The sequence below is a fragment of the Oceanotoga sp. genome (assembly GCF_030445905.1).
In the GTDB taxonomy this organism is placed as follows: Bacteria; Thermotogota; Thermotogae; order Petrotogales; family Petrotogaceae; genus Oceanotoga; species Oceanotoga teriensis.
The window spans coordinates 1-14993 of record NZ_JASUSU010000033.1 but is presented as its reverse complement, the minus strand read 5'-3'; the positions used below and the strand labels follow the sequence as shown (position 1 = coordinate 14993).

At 24.6% G+C, this 14993-nt stretch carries 18 protein-coding genes and 1 riboswitch; of the genes, 13 read left to right on the top strand and 5 right to left on the bottom strand.

Going from position 1 to position 14993, the window contains the following annotated elements; genetic code table 11:
- Nucleotides 1-104: 104 nt before the first annotated feature.
- From amrA to deoC, 9 genes are read left to right on the top strand one after another with little or no spacing between them, the layout of a single operon-like run.
- Nucleotides 105-626 (top strand): AmmeMemoRadiSam system protein A, encoded by a 522-nt coding sequence (gene amrA, locus PWP28_RS09745; RefSeq protein ID WP_109604489.1) that lies wholly within the window; start codon nt 105-107, stop codon nt 624-626.
- An 11-nt stretch (nt 627-637) separates the two neighbouring features.
- Nucleotides 638-1633 carry an AmmeMemoRadiSam system radical SAM enzyme gene (gene amrS, locus PWP28_RS09740; RefSeq protein ID WP_109604490.1) on the top strand — a complete coding sequence of 332 codons (996 nt, stop codon included), beginning with the start codon at nt 638-640 and terminating at the stop codon, nt 1631-1633.
- Complete coding sequence (locus PWP28_RS09735; protein WP_264150298.1) at nt 1606-2640, top strand: FAD:protein FMN transferase; 1035 nt, start codon at nt 1606-1608, stop codon at nt 2638-2640. The genes amrS and PWP28_RS09735 overlap by 28 nt, the downstream gene beginning before the upstream one ends.
- On the top strand, nt 2640-3008 hold the full coding sequence (locus PWP28_RS09730; protein WP_109604492.1) for a NusG domain II-containing protein: 369 nt from the start codon (nt 2640-2642) through the stop codon (nt 3006-3008). The genes PWP28_RS09735 and PWP28_RS09730 overlap by 1 nt, the downstream gene beginning before the upstream one ends.
- On the top strand, nt 3002-3514 hold the full coding sequence (locus tag PWP28_RS09725) for a Gx transporter family protein (RefSeq protein ID WP_109604493.1): 513 nt from the start codon (nt 3002-3004) through the stop codon (nt 3512-3514). The genes PWP28_RS09730 and PWP28_RS09725 overlap by 7 nt, the downstream gene beginning before the upstream one ends.
- Nucleotides 3501-4112, top strand: coding sequence for a Maf family protein (locus tag PWP28_RS09720; RefSeq protein ID WP_264150297.1), 612 nt, complete (start codon nt 3501-3503; stop codon nt 4110-4112). The genes PWP28_RS09725 and PWP28_RS09720 overlap by 14 nt, the downstream gene beginning before the upstream one ends.
- Nucleotides 4075-4749, top strand: a complete 675-nt coding sequence (gene radC / locus PWP28_RS09715; RefSeq protein ID WP_109604495.1) for a DNA repair protein RadC — start codon at nt 4075-4077, stop codon at nt 4747-4749. The genes PWP28_RS09720 and radC overlap by 38 nt, the downstream gene beginning before the upstream one ends.
- Nucleotides 4739-5947: a hypothetical protein gene (locus PWP28_RS09710; RefSeq protein WP_308644669.1), complete on the top strand. Its 1209-nt coding sequence runs from the start codon at nt 4739-4741 to the stop codon at nt 5945-5947. The genes radC and PWP28_RS09710 overlap by 11 nt, the downstream gene beginning before the upstream one ends.
- A gap of 16 nt (nt 5948-5963) precedes the next feature.
- Nucleotides 5964-6701, top strand: coding sequence for a deoxyribose-phosphate aldolase (gene deoC, locus PWP28_RS09705; protein WP_308644668.1), 738 nt, complete (start codon nt 5964-5966; stop codon nt 6699-6701).
- Between the two features lie 66 nt (nt 6702-6767).
- Here the strand turns inward: deoC and PWP28_RS09700 are convergent, their stop codons facing one another.
- Nucleotides 6768-6968, bottom strand: coding sequence for a cold shock domain-containing protein (locus PWP28_RS09700; protein WP_109604498.1), 201 nt, complete (start codon nt 6966-6968; stop codon nt 6768-6770).
- 274 nt (nt 6969-7242) lie between these two features.
- A riboswitch (TPP riboswitch) is annotated at nt 7243-7344 on the top strand.
- Between the two features lie 41 nt (nt 7345-7385).
- Here PWP28_RS09700 and PWP28_RS09695 point away from each other — a divergent pair.
- Together PWP28_RS09695 and PWP28_RS09690 are read left to right on the top strand one after the other, a co-directional pair.
- A complete protein-coding gene (locus PWP28_RS09695; RefSeq protein WP_305081699.1) occupies nt 7386-8363 on the top strand; it encodes a thiamine ABC transporter substrate binding subunit in 978 nt (325 codons plus the stop codon).
- Between the two features lie 4 nt (nt 8364-8367).
- On the top strand, nt 8368-9894 hold the full coding sequence (locus PWP28_RS09690; RefSeq protein WP_305081700.1) for an iron ABC transporter permease: 1527 nt from the start codon (nt 8368-8370) through the stop codon (nt 9892-9894).
- A 23-nt stretch (nt 9895-9917) separates the two neighbouring features.
- On the opposite strand, the gene PWP28_RS09685 is transcribed toward PWP28_RS09690, so the two are convergent.
- Nucleotides 9918-10610, bottom strand: a complete 693-nt coding sequence (locus PWP28_RS09685; protein WP_264150294.1) for a hypothetical protein — start codon at nt 10608-10610, stop codon at nt 9918-9920.
- Nucleotides 10611-10699: 89 nt separating this feature from the next.
- Nucleotides 10700-11926, bottom strand: a complete 1227-nt coding sequence (locus PWP28_RS09680; RefSeq protein WP_264150293.1) for a MerR family transcriptional regulator — start codon at nt 11924-11926, stop codon at nt 10700-10702.
- Between the two features lie 76 nt (nt 11927-12002).
- Between PWP28_RS09680 and PWP28_RS09675 the strand changes: the two genes are divergently transcribed.
- Complete coding sequence (locus PWP28_RS09675; protein WP_264150292.1) at nt 12003-12761, top strand: carboxylesterase; 759 nt, start codon at nt 12003-12005, stop codon at nt 12759-12761.
- A gap of 73 nt (nt 12762-12834) precedes the next feature.
- Here the strand turns inward: PWP28_RS09675 and PWP28_RS09670 are convergent, their stop codons facing one another.
- Nucleotides 12835-13566 carry a Nif3-like dinuclear metal center hexameric protein gene (locus PWP28_RS09670; RefSeq protein WP_109604504.1) on the bottom strand — a complete coding sequence of 244 codons (732 nt, stop codon included), beginning with the start codon at nt 13564-13566 and terminating at the stop codon, nt 12835-12837.
- 4 nt (nt 13567-13570) lie between these two features.
- A complete protein-coding gene (locus tag PWP28_RS09665) occupies nt 13571-14062 on the bottom strand; it encodes an adenosine-specific kinase (protein WP_109604505.1) in 492 nt (163 codons plus the stop codon).
- Nucleotides 14063-14182: 120 nt separating this feature from the next.
- Between PWP28_RS09665 and PWP28_RS09660 the strand changes: the two genes are divergently transcribed.
- Complete coding sequence (locus PWP28_RS09660) at nt 14183-14812, top strand: histidine phosphatase family protein (RefSeq protein WP_308644667.1); 630 nt, start codon at nt 14183-14185, stop codon at nt 14810-14812.
- The last annotated feature ends 181 nt before the right edge of the window (nt 14813-14993 follow it).

Sequence of the window (14993 nt, the reverse complement as noted above, 5' to 3'; positions counted from 1 at the left end):
AATAACTATTATACTCTTATTTTCAAATATTTTCAAATTAACTCCCTATTACTAATATAATAAACTAATGTTTCATGATATAATCGAAGTGAGGGGGTGATTTTATGAGAGAAAAACACTTTTTTTGTCAGTATGCAAGGGAGATTATACAAAATTATATCATAAAAAATGAGATTCAAGACATAAGATATAAATACTTTCAAAAAGAATTTGAAGATAATTATTCATGTTTTGTAACTCTTCATACTTTAGAAGATGAACTTAGAGGTTGTATTGGAACTATAATTCCACAATATAAAAATCTTTATGAAGAAATAAAACATAATTCTATTTTAGCTTCAATAAAAGATTATAGATTTCCTCCGCTGAAAGAAGAAGAGTTAAATAATATTTATATAAGTATAGATATATTAACTCCGTTGAAAAAAATAGAAAATATAAAAGAACTCGATCCTGTAAAATATGGAATTATGGTTGAACACGATTATAAAAAAGGTGTATTACTTCCAAATCTTGATGGAATTAATACGATTGAAGATCAGATAAGAATAGCAAAATTAAAAGCGGGACTAAATTATGATGAGAAAGTTGATATATATAGTTTTGAAACAAAAAGATACTTTTAGGGAGGGATTTTATGAATATGAATGCTTTATTTTCTTCTCAAAAAGAAGAAGGAATTTTATGCAATTTATGTCCTCATGAATGTATCATTGAAGAAAATAAAACTGGTTTTTGTAAAACTAGAAAGAATATTTCTTCTGAATTGAATAGTATAAATTATGCCGAAGTTACAGGATTTGAAATAGAACCCATAGAAAAAAAACCATTATTTCATTTTAAACCGGGTAAAAATATTTTATCTTTAGGAAGTTGGGGATGTAATTTAATATGTCCTTATTGTCAAAACCATGAAATTTCACAAGAAATACCTGCATATAGCAAAAAAATATATCCGAATGCTATTCCGAATTTAATAGAAAAATATAAAGTTGGTGGAATTGCTTTTACATATTCTGAACCAATAGTTTGGTTTGAATATGTTTTAGATGCGTGTCGTGAAATAAAAAATTATGATCTTGATATATATACAATTATGGTTAGTAATGGATATATAAAAAAAGAACCACTTGAATTGTTACTTCAATACATAGATGCTTTTAATATAGATTTAAAAACTTTTGATAGTGAAACTTACAAAAAAATTTTTAATGGAGATTTAGAGAAAATAAAAGAGAATATAAAAATAATTTTTGAAAAAAATGCTCATATAGAAATAACAACTCTTATAGTACCAGATATAAACGAAAATTTACAAGAACTTGAAGAAGAATTCAAATGGATATCAAGTTTATCGAGTAAAATTCCATTACATATAAATAAATATTTTCCAAGATATAAATATTCAAAAAAAGCTACAGATATAGGAAAATTGATAGAAATATATCAAATAGCAAAAAAACATCTTGAATTTGTTTATATCGGAAATATATGGGATCCAAAGTATGAATCTACTTATTGTCCTGAATGTGGAGAACTATTGGTAGAAAGAAAGGGATACAATATAAAAATTGTAAATCTAAATGAAAATGGAGGATGTATCAAGTGTGGAAGAAAGGTAATGGAAATGTAAAAAATATATTATATATAACATTTTTTCTTATAGCGGTATTTTTATTAGCGTTCATTATATTTTATAAACCTAAACCAACATATTCAGATAAACAAATGGATGTTCTAGGAACAATAGTTCGTGTTAGAGTGAGTGGAGAAAAAGTTAGTTCTTCTACACTATTAGATATAGCAGAAAAAGAATTTCAAAGATTACATAATAAATTTTCGGCAAATATAGAAGAAAGTGTTGTTAATCAATTAAATGAAAAAAGAGAATTAATAATGGATGAAGAATCTTTATTCTTGATAAAATCCTCAATAAATATTTCAAAAATGACAGGGGATGCTTTTGATCCAACACTTAGACCTGTATTAAAATTATGGGGATTTGACGATGTAGAATCACCAAAACAAGTTCCAAATTCAGAAGAATTGAAAAAAACTCTCGAACTTGTTAATTATAGGTATATTGAAATAGAAGGAAATAAAGTAAAACTCACAAAACCAGGAGTAAAAATAGATCTTGGTGGCATCGCAAAAGGATATTCAGTGGATATGGTCATACATAGAATAAAAGAATTAGATCCAAAAGCAACGGGCTTTATAGATGCTGGTGGAGATATAGGAATAATAGGCCCAAAATATGGAAATTTACCATGGGCAATTGGAATAAGAGATCCTTTTAATACAACTCAATATACAAATATAGATATAATTTATTTATATGATGGAGCTATAGCAACATCTGGAGATTATGAAAGATATTTTATAGAAAATGACAAAAAATATCATCATCTCATAGATCCAAAAACAGGGTATCCAGCAAATGATGCTGTTAGCACTACAGTTATAGCTGATGATTTGATGAATGCAGATGCTTTTGCCACTGCGGCATTTATACTTGGGATAAACAATCCTTCATTGGATTATTTTACAAATTTTGGACTTCAAGTTTTTATAATAGGCAAAGATAAAACTACTAAAGAAACTCAAGGTTTTGATTATTTTAGGGAGAAAGGAAGATAATGAAATTAATAAATAAAAAAGATATAATAATAATAATTGGTATTATTATTATATCTTTAGTATTCATTTTAATAAATAAAAGTGATAAAAAAATAAGGGGTGCTGATGTTTATATAAAAAATGAAAAAGTAATGGAAATAACGAAAGAAGGAACATATACATTATTTGATGAAAATGAAATACCAATAATGAAAATAGAATATTTAAATCAAAAAATTAGAGCTGTAGAATCGAATTGTCCATTACAAATATGTGTGAATATGGGATGGGTTGACAGTCCAAATCATGAAATCATATGTATACCAAATAAAGTTATAATAAAACCTATTGGAAAAGACGAAACTGGAGTTGATCTATTGACATGGTAAAATCAAAAAGTATATCTTATATTTCAATATTAACAGCTATGGCATCTGCAATATATTATGTTGAAACATTTTTACCTTTACCTGTAGGTGTACCAGGTGCTAGATGGGGATTTTCTAATTTTCCAATAATAATATCTGTTATTGAAAATATGGGATTTGTTAATATAATGATGATAGCTTTATTAAAAACAGTTATAGGTTCTATATTAAGCGGAAAATTTCTTGCTCCAACATTTTATTTGGGATTAAGTGGAGCACTAGCTTCTGCTTTGATGATGTATTTAATGAATAAAATATTTAAAAAACTTTCTATACTTGGAATAAGCGAAATAGGAGCTTTTTTTTCAAATACTGCACAAATAATAGTTGCGGGAGTTTTTATAGTAAAATCTAAAGGGATAGTGTATTATTATCCATATATGATACTATTTGGAGCCTTAACAGCATTTATAAATGCATATGTTGTAAAAATAGTGAAAAGGAGTGTAAAATTTGATAACAACTAATAATAATATAGTATTAGGATCAAAATCTCCGAGAAGACAATCTTTATTGAAATTTATAGTTAATGATTTTAAAATAAGAACTTCAGATATAAATGAAGAATATTGTAGCAAAAATGCAGATGATATAGTTGAAGAAATTTCAGAGAAAAAAAGTAAATCTATAAAAATACAAAAAGAAGAAATATTGATAACTTCTGATACAATGGTTTTTTATGAAAATTATAAACTTGGAAAACCTCGAAATAAAGATGAGGCTTTTAAAATGTTATCAATGCTTTCTGGCAAAAAACATTATGTTTATACTGGAATAACATTTAGAACTTTAAGTAATATAACAACTTTTAATGAAAAAACAGAAGTATATTTTAGAAAATTGGATGAACAAATTATAAATTATTATATAGAAAATTTTAATGTATATGATAAAGCTGGAGCATATGGAATTCAAGACTTTGGAGCTGTTTTAGTAGAAAAAATAAATGGTGATTATTACAATATAATGGGGTTTCCAATTTCAAAAATATATTACAATCTTATTGATTTCATGCGGGGGGATGGAATTGAATACAGAATTATTACCAAGGGAAAAATTACTTAGTTATGGATCGGAAAGACTTACTGACCAAGAACTCATTGCTATAATCTTGAGAAGAGGTGTAAAAGGGGCAAATGTTTTTGAAGTATCAAAAAAAATTATAGAAAAATATGAAAATTTTATTCAATTATATGATATAAGTATAGAAGAACTTCAAAAAATAAAAGGGGTAGGTCAAGTTTCAGCTATAAATTTAAAAGCCTCTTTAGAAATGGGAAAAAGATATCATATACAAAAAATGAGATATAAAAGCAAAAAAATGGAATCTCCATTGAATGTTTATAACTATTGTGAAGATCTTATACATTCAGACAAAGAGATAGTAAGAGTTTTAATATTAGATTCGAAATTAAATCTTATAATACATGAAGATGTAAGTATTGGTACAGCAAATGCTTCTATAGCCCATCCAAGAGATATATTTAAAAAAGCAATTATACATAATGCTGTATCTATAATTCTTGTTCATAATCATCCTTCGGGAGATCCAAGGCCAAGTATGCAAGACTATGATCTTACAGAAAAAGTAAAACAATCTGGAGAAATCCTGGGAATAAAATTACAAGATCATATAATAATAGGTAAAAATAAATATTATAGTTTTAATATATCCAGGATGGTGGAACTTGATGACAGATGACAAAAAATTTGAAAATATAATGAAATTAAAGAGAGAATTCGAAAAAGATCTCATAAAACAAGGGAAAAAAATAGAACCAAAAAAAGAAAAAACTAAACCTACTATATATAAACCAGATATAGATCAAATATCAATAAATGTTCCCGTGCAAAATATTAAGACATGGGTTGATTTTGTTTTATATGATATAGAATTAGAAGATGAAAAACTTTCATTGATATTTGAAAATAGATTGAGTTCAAAATCTCCAATGCAATATTATAATCAATTTGGTTTAATGCATATGTTAAGAAATGATTATGATAAGGCTGAAAACTTTTTTTTAACTGGAAATGATATTGAATCAAGATTTAATTTAGGAATGTTAAAGATATTTAGAAAAGATAAAGACATATTAAATTATACTAAGAGTTTTTTAGATAATCACAGAAAAAGTCCATATCCTTATTTATTATTATGTACATTATCTTTAGTACAAGAAAAGTATTCAATGGCAGCAAAATTTTTAAAAATAGCTAATGACTATTTAAATTATTCTTTTATAAGTATGGCAACAGCACTTTATGATAAAGATATACAAAAAGCATCAAGTTATATATCAAAAGCATTCCTCGAAGGAAAAGCTAAAAAAACTATAAATATATTAAATTTTTATATAGGACAATATTCTAATGATATAGAAAAATCGATTTCAGCATTAGCCTCATTGAGAAAAGATAATTTTCCTTGTGTATCCTGTATAAAAGATTTCAATAATAACAAAGCTAATTCTAAAATACCTGATTATTGTTCATTTTCAAAAACTATATATTCTTATGTAGACCAAAATAAAATAATACCTTATTCTATGAATACAATAGCTGCTGAAATAATTAAATCTTTTAATATGAAAGATGAAGAAAAAACTAACAAATTAATTCAAAAACTTATAAATTCATATGATGGTATAAATGTTTTATTTTTCAAAACTAAAACGAATGAATTGAAAAAGGGATTAAAAACTAATGGGTTTTATCATGAAGAAAATACTTATAGAGTTGGATTAACCGATGGAAAAAATTATTATAAAGAAATAGTTCAAGTTATAGAAAACCTTTATGAAAGATATCATACTTATTTTGATTTTATGATAGATATACCATTTTATGAAAGTTTAAAAATAGTTTTAGGTTGGAAAACTTGCAAAAGAATATATTAAAAATAGGAGGATAAAAATGGAAAATAAAGAATTAAAAGAAATGATAGATCAAGAAATAAAAAGAGTTAACAATGATTATATTATGCAAGAAAAAAATATAACAATTGAACCTAAAGACATGGCAAAATATATAGACCATACAGTCTTAAAAGCTGAAACAACTCCACAAGATGTAGTAAAACTATGTAAAGAAGCGAAAGAAAATCATTTCTTTTCAGTATGCATAAATCCTGCATATGTTTCATTAGCTAAAGAAGAACTTGAAAATAGTGAAGTGAAAATAGCTACAGTTATAGGATTTCCTCTTGGTGCAAATGATACAACAGTAAAAGCCTATGAAACTCAAATTGCTCGTGAAGATGGTGCAGATGAATTTGATATGGTTATAAATGTTGGGATGCTTAAAAATAAATATTATGATTATGTATTAAATGATATAAAATCAGTAGTAGAAGCTGCTGATGGAAAACTTGTAAAAGTTATAATAGAAACATGTTATTTAACAAAAGAGGAAAAGATAGCTGCATGTTTATTATCAAAATTAGCTGGAGCTCAATTTGTAAAAACTTCTACAGGATTTGGAACGAATGGGGCAACAAAAGAAGATGTATCATTGATGAAATTTGTAGTTGGTGATGAATTAAAAGTAAAAGCCTCAGGAGGAGTTAGAGACTTTGATGGAGCTTTAACTATGATAAAAAATGGTGCAGAAAGAATAGGTGCAAGTGCAGGAATAAAGATAATAAATTCATAAATAAAAAGGGGTCGTTAAAAACGACCCCTTTATCTTTTGAAACCCTAACGGGTGATTATGGTTAAATTAGTCAGCGAGTGTAACGTTTGAAGCTTGTGGTCCTTTTTCGCCTTCAACAATTTCAAATTCTACATTCTGATTTTCTTCTAATTTCTTGTAACCATCCATAGTAATTGCTGAGAAATGAACAAATACATCATTTCCATCTTCTGCTGTGATGAAACCATAACCCTTTTTTGAATCAAACCATTTTACTGAACCTTTCACTATTTTACCTCCAAATTAAACTGAGCCACCCACTGCAGACATCAGTTTTGATACTATACATATATTATATATAATTTTAGAAAAAATATCAAGTAAAATAATTGTAACGAACTCAATGTGTTTTATTTTTTTATATTAAATATCTTACCTTTATTTTAATAGATTAAGTATAAAAAACATAAATATCTTCTTTTATAAACAAATAAATCTTAAAAGAGAAATAAAATTAACTTTAATTTAAATTAAAAGTGATAAAATATATTAAGAAAAATTAAATAAAAAACAGGGGAGCTTAAATGCTGAGAGGATGTAAAAAACATCGACCCTAAAACCTGATCCAGATAATGCTGGCGTAGGAAGTTAAAAATAAAACTCTTATACCAGTCTTGGTATAAGAGTTTTTTTTGGAGGTGTAGTATGAAAAAATTGGGATTATTATTTATGACCGTCATTTTATTAGGTGTTATAACATTTTCAAATGAGTTAACTATTTATACATATGAAAGTATGAGTTGGATAGAAGATAATCTTGTACAAAAGTTTGAAAAAAAGTATAATACTAATATAAGAGTTATAAAATTAGGTGATGCAGGTGGAATAGTATCAAGATTAATACTTGAAAAAAGAAATCCAAAAGCTGATTTAGTTATTGGTTTGGATCAATCACTTGCGGTAAAAGCTTTAGAAGAAGATTTATTAGTACCATATAAATCCAAAAATTTATCAAAAATAAAAGATGAAAATCTTTTATTTGATAAAAAGTATTATTTAACTCCTTTTGATTATGGAGCTATTGCATTTATATATGATCCAGAAAAAATAGATCAAGAATTAAAGACATTTGAAGATTTAAAAAAAATGAATAAATCTATAATTATACAAAATCCTTCTATGTCAAGTACAGCACAATCATTATTATTATGGACAGTAGCGATATACGGTGAAAATTGGAAAGAATTCTGGAAAAGTTTTAAAAATAGTATATTAACAGTAACTCCGGGTTGGAGTGAATCTTTTGCAAAATTTGAAGCGGGAGAAGCTCCTATGATGTTATCTTATGCAACAGATGGAGCTTATTCTTATGAATATTATAAACAAGTCAAATATAAAGAATTTATTCCAGAAGAAGGTGGATATGTACAAATAGAAGCAGCAGGAATAGTAAATAAAACTAAAAATCAAGATTTAGCTGAAAAATTTATAGACTTTATGCTTGAAGAAGAGTTTCAGAAAGAAATTCCATTGAACAATTGGATGTTTCCAGTAATAAATACAGAAATGCCAGAATCATTTAAATATGCAAAAGAACCAAATAAAATATTAAGTATTGATTCAAAACAAATAAGTGAAAATCTTGATAAATGGTTAAAAGAATGGGAGGAAATAATGTATTAAAAATATGAAAAAAAACTACATAATAATAATATATTCATTGATATGGATAATTCCAATATATATACTCATGAAAGATTTTTTTAAAATCGATTCATTAAATTATATAAAGGATTCGTATTATTTACGAATCCTTTTGAATACTATTATTCAAGCATTATTATCATCTGTTTTTTCTTTTATTGTTGCTATAGTCCCAGCAATATATGTTTCAAAGTCAAAGAGTATTTTATCAAAAATATTAGAAGCATCAATATTTATACCATTCTTTTTTCCACCTATATCAGCGGTAATTGCATTTAGTTTAATATATTCAAATTATGGAATACTTAATAGCCTCGGTATGAACATAAATATAATGTATACTTTAAAAGGTGTGGTAATGGCACATATATTTTATAATTCTCCAATTTTTGTAAAATATATATCTTCTTCTATAAGATCTATTCCGAATAATATAATAGAAAATGCTGAACTTGAAGGAAGTAATAAAATAAAATTATTTTTAAAAATACAAATTCCTATGATTTTTCCATCTATTTTAAGGGCTTTTTTTCTTGTGTTTACATATAGTTTTACGAGTTTTGCAATTGTAATGAGTATAGGAGGTCTTAGATATTCAACGCTGGAAGTTGCAATTTCTAATGCTTTAAGGGGGAATCTTGATTTTTCTAAGGCGTTAAGCTTAGCGATATTACAATTTATAATACTTTTAATATTAAATATTTTTACAACAACAAATGAAAATTATGAAATAGAATATAAAACATATGATAAAAAAGTTAATAAAATACTTTTAATAGGAGCATTAATTTATTTTATATTTGAATACTCGATAATAATAACAGGAATATTATCTTCTGTATATGATTTTATAAATATGAAATTTGATATTGAAGGACTAAAAAATATATTTTCAACAGAATTTAATAATAAATATCCTGTTATAAAATCTATAATAAATTCTTTATCAATATCATTTATTTCAGCAATAACAAGTACTTTAATAGCCTATATAATTTTGAAAAATTATACGAAATTTAGTAATATAATAATACTTTCAACACTTGGAATATCTTCAGCATTTTTAGCTACATCATTATTGTATATGAATATACTATACAACATAAATTATGTTATATTATTAGTAATAGGCTTTATATTAATAACTATTCCAATATCTTATTCATTTTTATATCAACATGTATTAGGATTTAAAAAAGAAATACTTGAAGCTGGAGCTATCGATGGTGCAAATAAATTAAAAATATTTACAAAAATAGAATTACCAATATTATTCCCAATTTTAATCTCGACTTTTATGCAAATATTTGCAATAATATATGGAGAATTTACCATAACTTATACAATGCAATTGAGAGATTATTTGCCTCTTGTAAGTGTTGTAAATTTTACAATTTCATCTTCAAGATTAATTAAGGAATCATCTGCATTATCTGCAATAAATGTATTAATAATTTTTATGTTATTTTTAATATCAAATAAAATTCAAACAAAATATATAAAAAATTAGGATGAAAAATTCATCCTAATTTTTTAATCTATTATAGCGATTGAAAATTCTGTAATTAAATAAGCTTTCATAAGTTTAAATTTTTCACTTTTATCTTCTATTAAATCATCAAACATATCTTCAAAAGAATCATAATGCTTTGGTTTAAGTCTAACAACAAAATTAAATTCTCTTAATTCAAAAATATCAATATCTTCAGAAAATCCAAAAACTTTTAAATATTGATAAACAATATCTTCTAGATAATTTTTTAATTTATTTTTGAAATATAAAAATTTCATAAAATGTTTCCTTATGATTGTAGCTATATCCATAGCAACAATACGTTTAATAGTTATAAGTTCAAAAATATCATCATATTCAAATGAGATTTCATTTCCAAAATAAAATCCTTTATATATACCAGAAGTCGACTCATTATTTAAAATATCTTCTCCAACGGCTAAAGCAAAAGGAAAAGAAATAATAGTTTTCAAATAAGAGTCATAATCTATTACTAAATCTTCATCTTTAAAATCAATAATTTCATAAGCTTTCTTTGTAGCTTTTTGTTCAGACTTAATGAATTTTTCTGAAGCTATTTTTAGTTTGTCAAGTATTTCATTCACATCATCTTCATTAATATCTTTCAAAAAATCAAGATTAAAATTTTTAAGTTCAGGATTATCTTTTAAGATTCTATCTATAAATTTTTTAAAATCATCATTATTATTCATAAAAACTCCTCCAAAAACAAAACTTTCATAATCCCAATGATATAGTAATAAAATTAAAAAAAGTTTAATTAAATGTATTAATTAATAAATCAATACTTTATTCCATAAAAAGCCCAATGATTAACAGTATCCCCGTCTATTATAAAAGGTTCGGTATAACCTGTTTTTTTAGAATTTCCAAGATAATAAGACTCAATTTCTTTCAAATTATTAATATTAAAAGAAGCTTTAATATTCTCCAATAAAAATTTATCTTTGATTTTAGAATCAAGTTTTTTTAATGTTTTTGAAGATTCTTTAAAATAAAGATAACTACCGAGCCAATAACCATTAATTTTTAAGAAATTTTTAGTTCCTTGTATTGGAGAAACATCATTCTTTAAATTTCTACTTGAAGATCCGTAAACATCTAATATGATGTCAATAATTCCTTTTTTTATAGGGATTTTAGAAAATTTTGAAGAAACAAAAATTATGTTACCTGTTTTTCCCATAGACTCCATATAGTTTTTAGATGATTTAATTACTTCATATTTATCATCACATGCGATATAAAATGAAGATTCAGGAATATTACCTATTATTTTTTTTAAAAAAAATCCAGAACCAGTCCCTAATTCAAGAATAAATTTATTAGATAGATCAAATTTATTAAATCTCTTATATATCCAATCCATACCTTTATATACAAGATTAACGAAAGATTGATTAGATTTTTTAACATAATTTTCTCCAGGTTTTTCAACTTCTTCTATTTCAGGTTTATTATAATCGGCAGAATCAGTTATAATAATACCATTATCAATATTAGCTTTATATCCACATTTGCAAGAAAGCTCGCCCTTAAAAACTTGATTGTCTTCTATAGAACCTTTAGATAAATTAAGCTTTGAATCGCATTCAGGGCAATATAAAAAGTTTATAAAAAAAAGAGGTACACCAATTTTAGTATAATTATCATTAAAATTTTTTCTTATAGAAATTATTTTTTCGTTAATATCTTTTATAGCTTTAGTAATAAGGTCTTTTTCGTTCAAAAGTTCATGTTTCTTATTATCAAAAAAACTAACATAATAATCCAATCCATCTTGATTTGTAAGATTAGTAAACCTTTTAATAGAAAAAATTTTTTGAATTTGAGAAACTGTAAAACGCATAGACTTAAGTTCTAAAATTTCTTCAAGATCTTTTTCGCATCTATCATCAAAAGTATATTGATTATGAATTTTCTCAGGCGTCAATAAACCTATTTCTATATAGTACCGAACTGTATCTATAGTTAAATCAAATTGTTTTGCAAATTTACCTATTTTCAATGAAAATCCCCCCTTGAAACCTTTCAATAATTATTATATCATAAATTAAAAGTTAAAAAATAAATGGAGGTAAAAAATGAATTATAAGAAAATTCAAACTAATGTCAATCCAAAAGCAAAGCAGAAATTTTTAAAAGGAGAAAAATATAACGAAGTTGTACTTTTAATTCATGGATACAATGGAATTCCAAATGATATGTATTATCTTGGTGAAAGATTAAATGAAGAAGGATATAATGTTTTTATTCCAAGACTTCCTGGGCATGGAACAAATAAGGAAGATTTTATTAATTCAAATTGGAAAGATTGGATAAGATACTCTTATGAATCATATTTGAATTTAAAGTCACAATATGACAATGTATATATAGGCGGATTATCAATGGGAGGAGTTATAACTGCAATACTAGCTTCTAAATTTCAACCTAAAAAAATATTTTTATGTGCACCAGCATTTATTGCAAAAGATAAAAGATTAAAATGGACACCTATATTGAAATATTTTATAAAAGAAAAAGAAAGAAAAAATCCTCCAACATTTGAAGACAAAGATCTGAAAAAACTTGCCGAAGAATATTGGAATTTTAATATAATATCCAAAGTATCAGATCTAAAAAAAGTGCAAAAAATAGGAATAAAAAATTTAAAAAATATAAAATCAAAAACATTAACAATAATCTCTAAAAAAGATGAAGCAGTACCTTTCGAAGTAAAAGAAATAATAGATAAAAATATAAAAAGTGAATATTTAATACTTGAAAAAAGTAATCATATAGTAGTAAATGACACAGAAAAAGAAATAGTTGCTCAAAAAATAATAGAATTTTTAAAATAAAATTAAAACACATGATTACTAATACAAAAAATATAGAGTAATCATGTGTTTATATAATTTTTATAGAATATGATCAAATTTCATTATAAATATCTAAAAATTTAAATTCCACATCAAACTTATCAGATAAAAGTTTTGAAAGATTTTTAACTCCAAAAGTTTCAGTAGCATAGTGTCCAGCATTTATAAAGTTTATACATCTTTCTTTAGCAATATTTCTTGTATATTCTTTAACATCACCAGTTATAAAAGTATCAATATCATCATCAAGTTTATTTAAAAAATCGCTACCTTCACCTGATACAATTGCTACGTTTTTTACATGAGGATTATTTTTATAAACAAGCAATTTTTGTCCTTCGAATAAAATTTCGACTTTATTCAAAAATTCTTCAAAATCCATTTTAGAATCATATTCACCTAAAAAACCAACTTCAAATCTTTTAGCATTTTTCAATTTCAAAGAATTTAAAATTGAAATATTATTACCATATCCAGAATGAGCATCTAAAGGTAAATGATAACCTATAAGAGTTAAATCATTTTTTATTACTTTTTCAACCCTTTTCTTCATAAATCCAGATAAATTAAAAAAATTTTTTCCAAAAATACCGTGATGAACTAAAAGCATATCTGCATTATAATCTATAGCTTTATCTATAAAATCTTCATTAAATGATACTCCACAAGCAATTTTTTTTACCTCTTCTTTTCCTTCTATTTGAATGCCATTATGGCAAAAGTCGTTGAAGTTCCAAGGTTCAAGTATAGAATTTAAAAATTTTTCACATTCAAAAATATTCATAACATCACCTCTTATAATTAGTGACTTTTCTTAAAAAATCATATCTTTTTTGAATATCTTCTTCTTCTTCAATACCTTTAGGAGTAAATCCATCAATAACACCCATTATACCTCTTCCTTGATCAGTTTCAGCTATAACTAATTCTAATGGATTAGCAGTAGCTGCAAAAATATTAACTACTTCTTGAACATTTTGAATAGAATTCATAACACTTATAGGAAAGCCATTTTTAATAACTAAAACAAAAATATGACCAGCAGCAATTTTTTTTGCATTCTTTACAGCATTTTTTATTAAATCATCATCATTTCCATCGTAACGTATCAAACATGGCCCAGAAGCTTCATTAAAAGCCAAACCAAATTTAATAGCTGGATTAGTTGTAACAAGAGTTTCATAGATATCTTCTACTGTTTTGATAAAATGTGATTGTCCTACAATAATATTAGCATTTTCAGGAATATCAACCTTAATAACATCAAAATTTAAACTCATTATTAACCACCTCTTCAAAAAGATAAATTATAAAAAAATCCTATCATTATATAATTATAATACCAAAATAAAACTAAATAATAAAAACTACATAAAATTATGTTAACTTAGGAGGAAAAAATGAATATATATCTTACAAGACATGGACAAACTGAATGGAATATTCAAAAAAAATTTCAAGGATGGAAAAATTCAAACTTAACAGAAATTGGGAAAAAACAAGCAGAATTACTATCAAAAAGATTAAAAAAAATAAAAATAGACAAAATATATACCAGTCCATTAAAACGAGCGTATGAAACATCAGAAATAATAAAAAATAATAGAAAAATGCCTATAATAGAAAAAGAAGGACTAAAAGAAATATATCTTGGAGAATTTGAAGGAAAAAACTATGAAAAAATAAAAGAAAGCAATAAATTACCAAAACAGTTATATAATTTTTGGTATGAACCAGAGAATTATAAACCTGATAAAGGAGAAACTTTTCAAGAATTAAAAAAAAGAGTAGAAAATACATTATATCAAATAATAAATGAAAACAATGAGAGTTCAGATATATTAATAGTAACACATGGAGTAACGTTGAAAATGATATTTTTAATATTATTAAATGAAAATATCAAAAATATTTGGAAAACAACATATACTGAAAATACATCACTGAGTTTATTTGAATATAATAATGAAAAATTTAAATTAAAAATTCATGGTGATATAAAACATTTAAAAGAAAATTATAATGGATAAAAATAATCCGTTTATTTTATGTTAACTTTAGATTGATGTAAATGAAATTAATATACTGTATATTTAATTATGTAAATAAAAAAATAGTGACTTGAAAAATAGAGCAATAAAAAAGGGATATGAAATAAAAAACAAGTAAATGAAAAGCAACAAAAATAAAAACAAGTAAAAAAAGGAATAA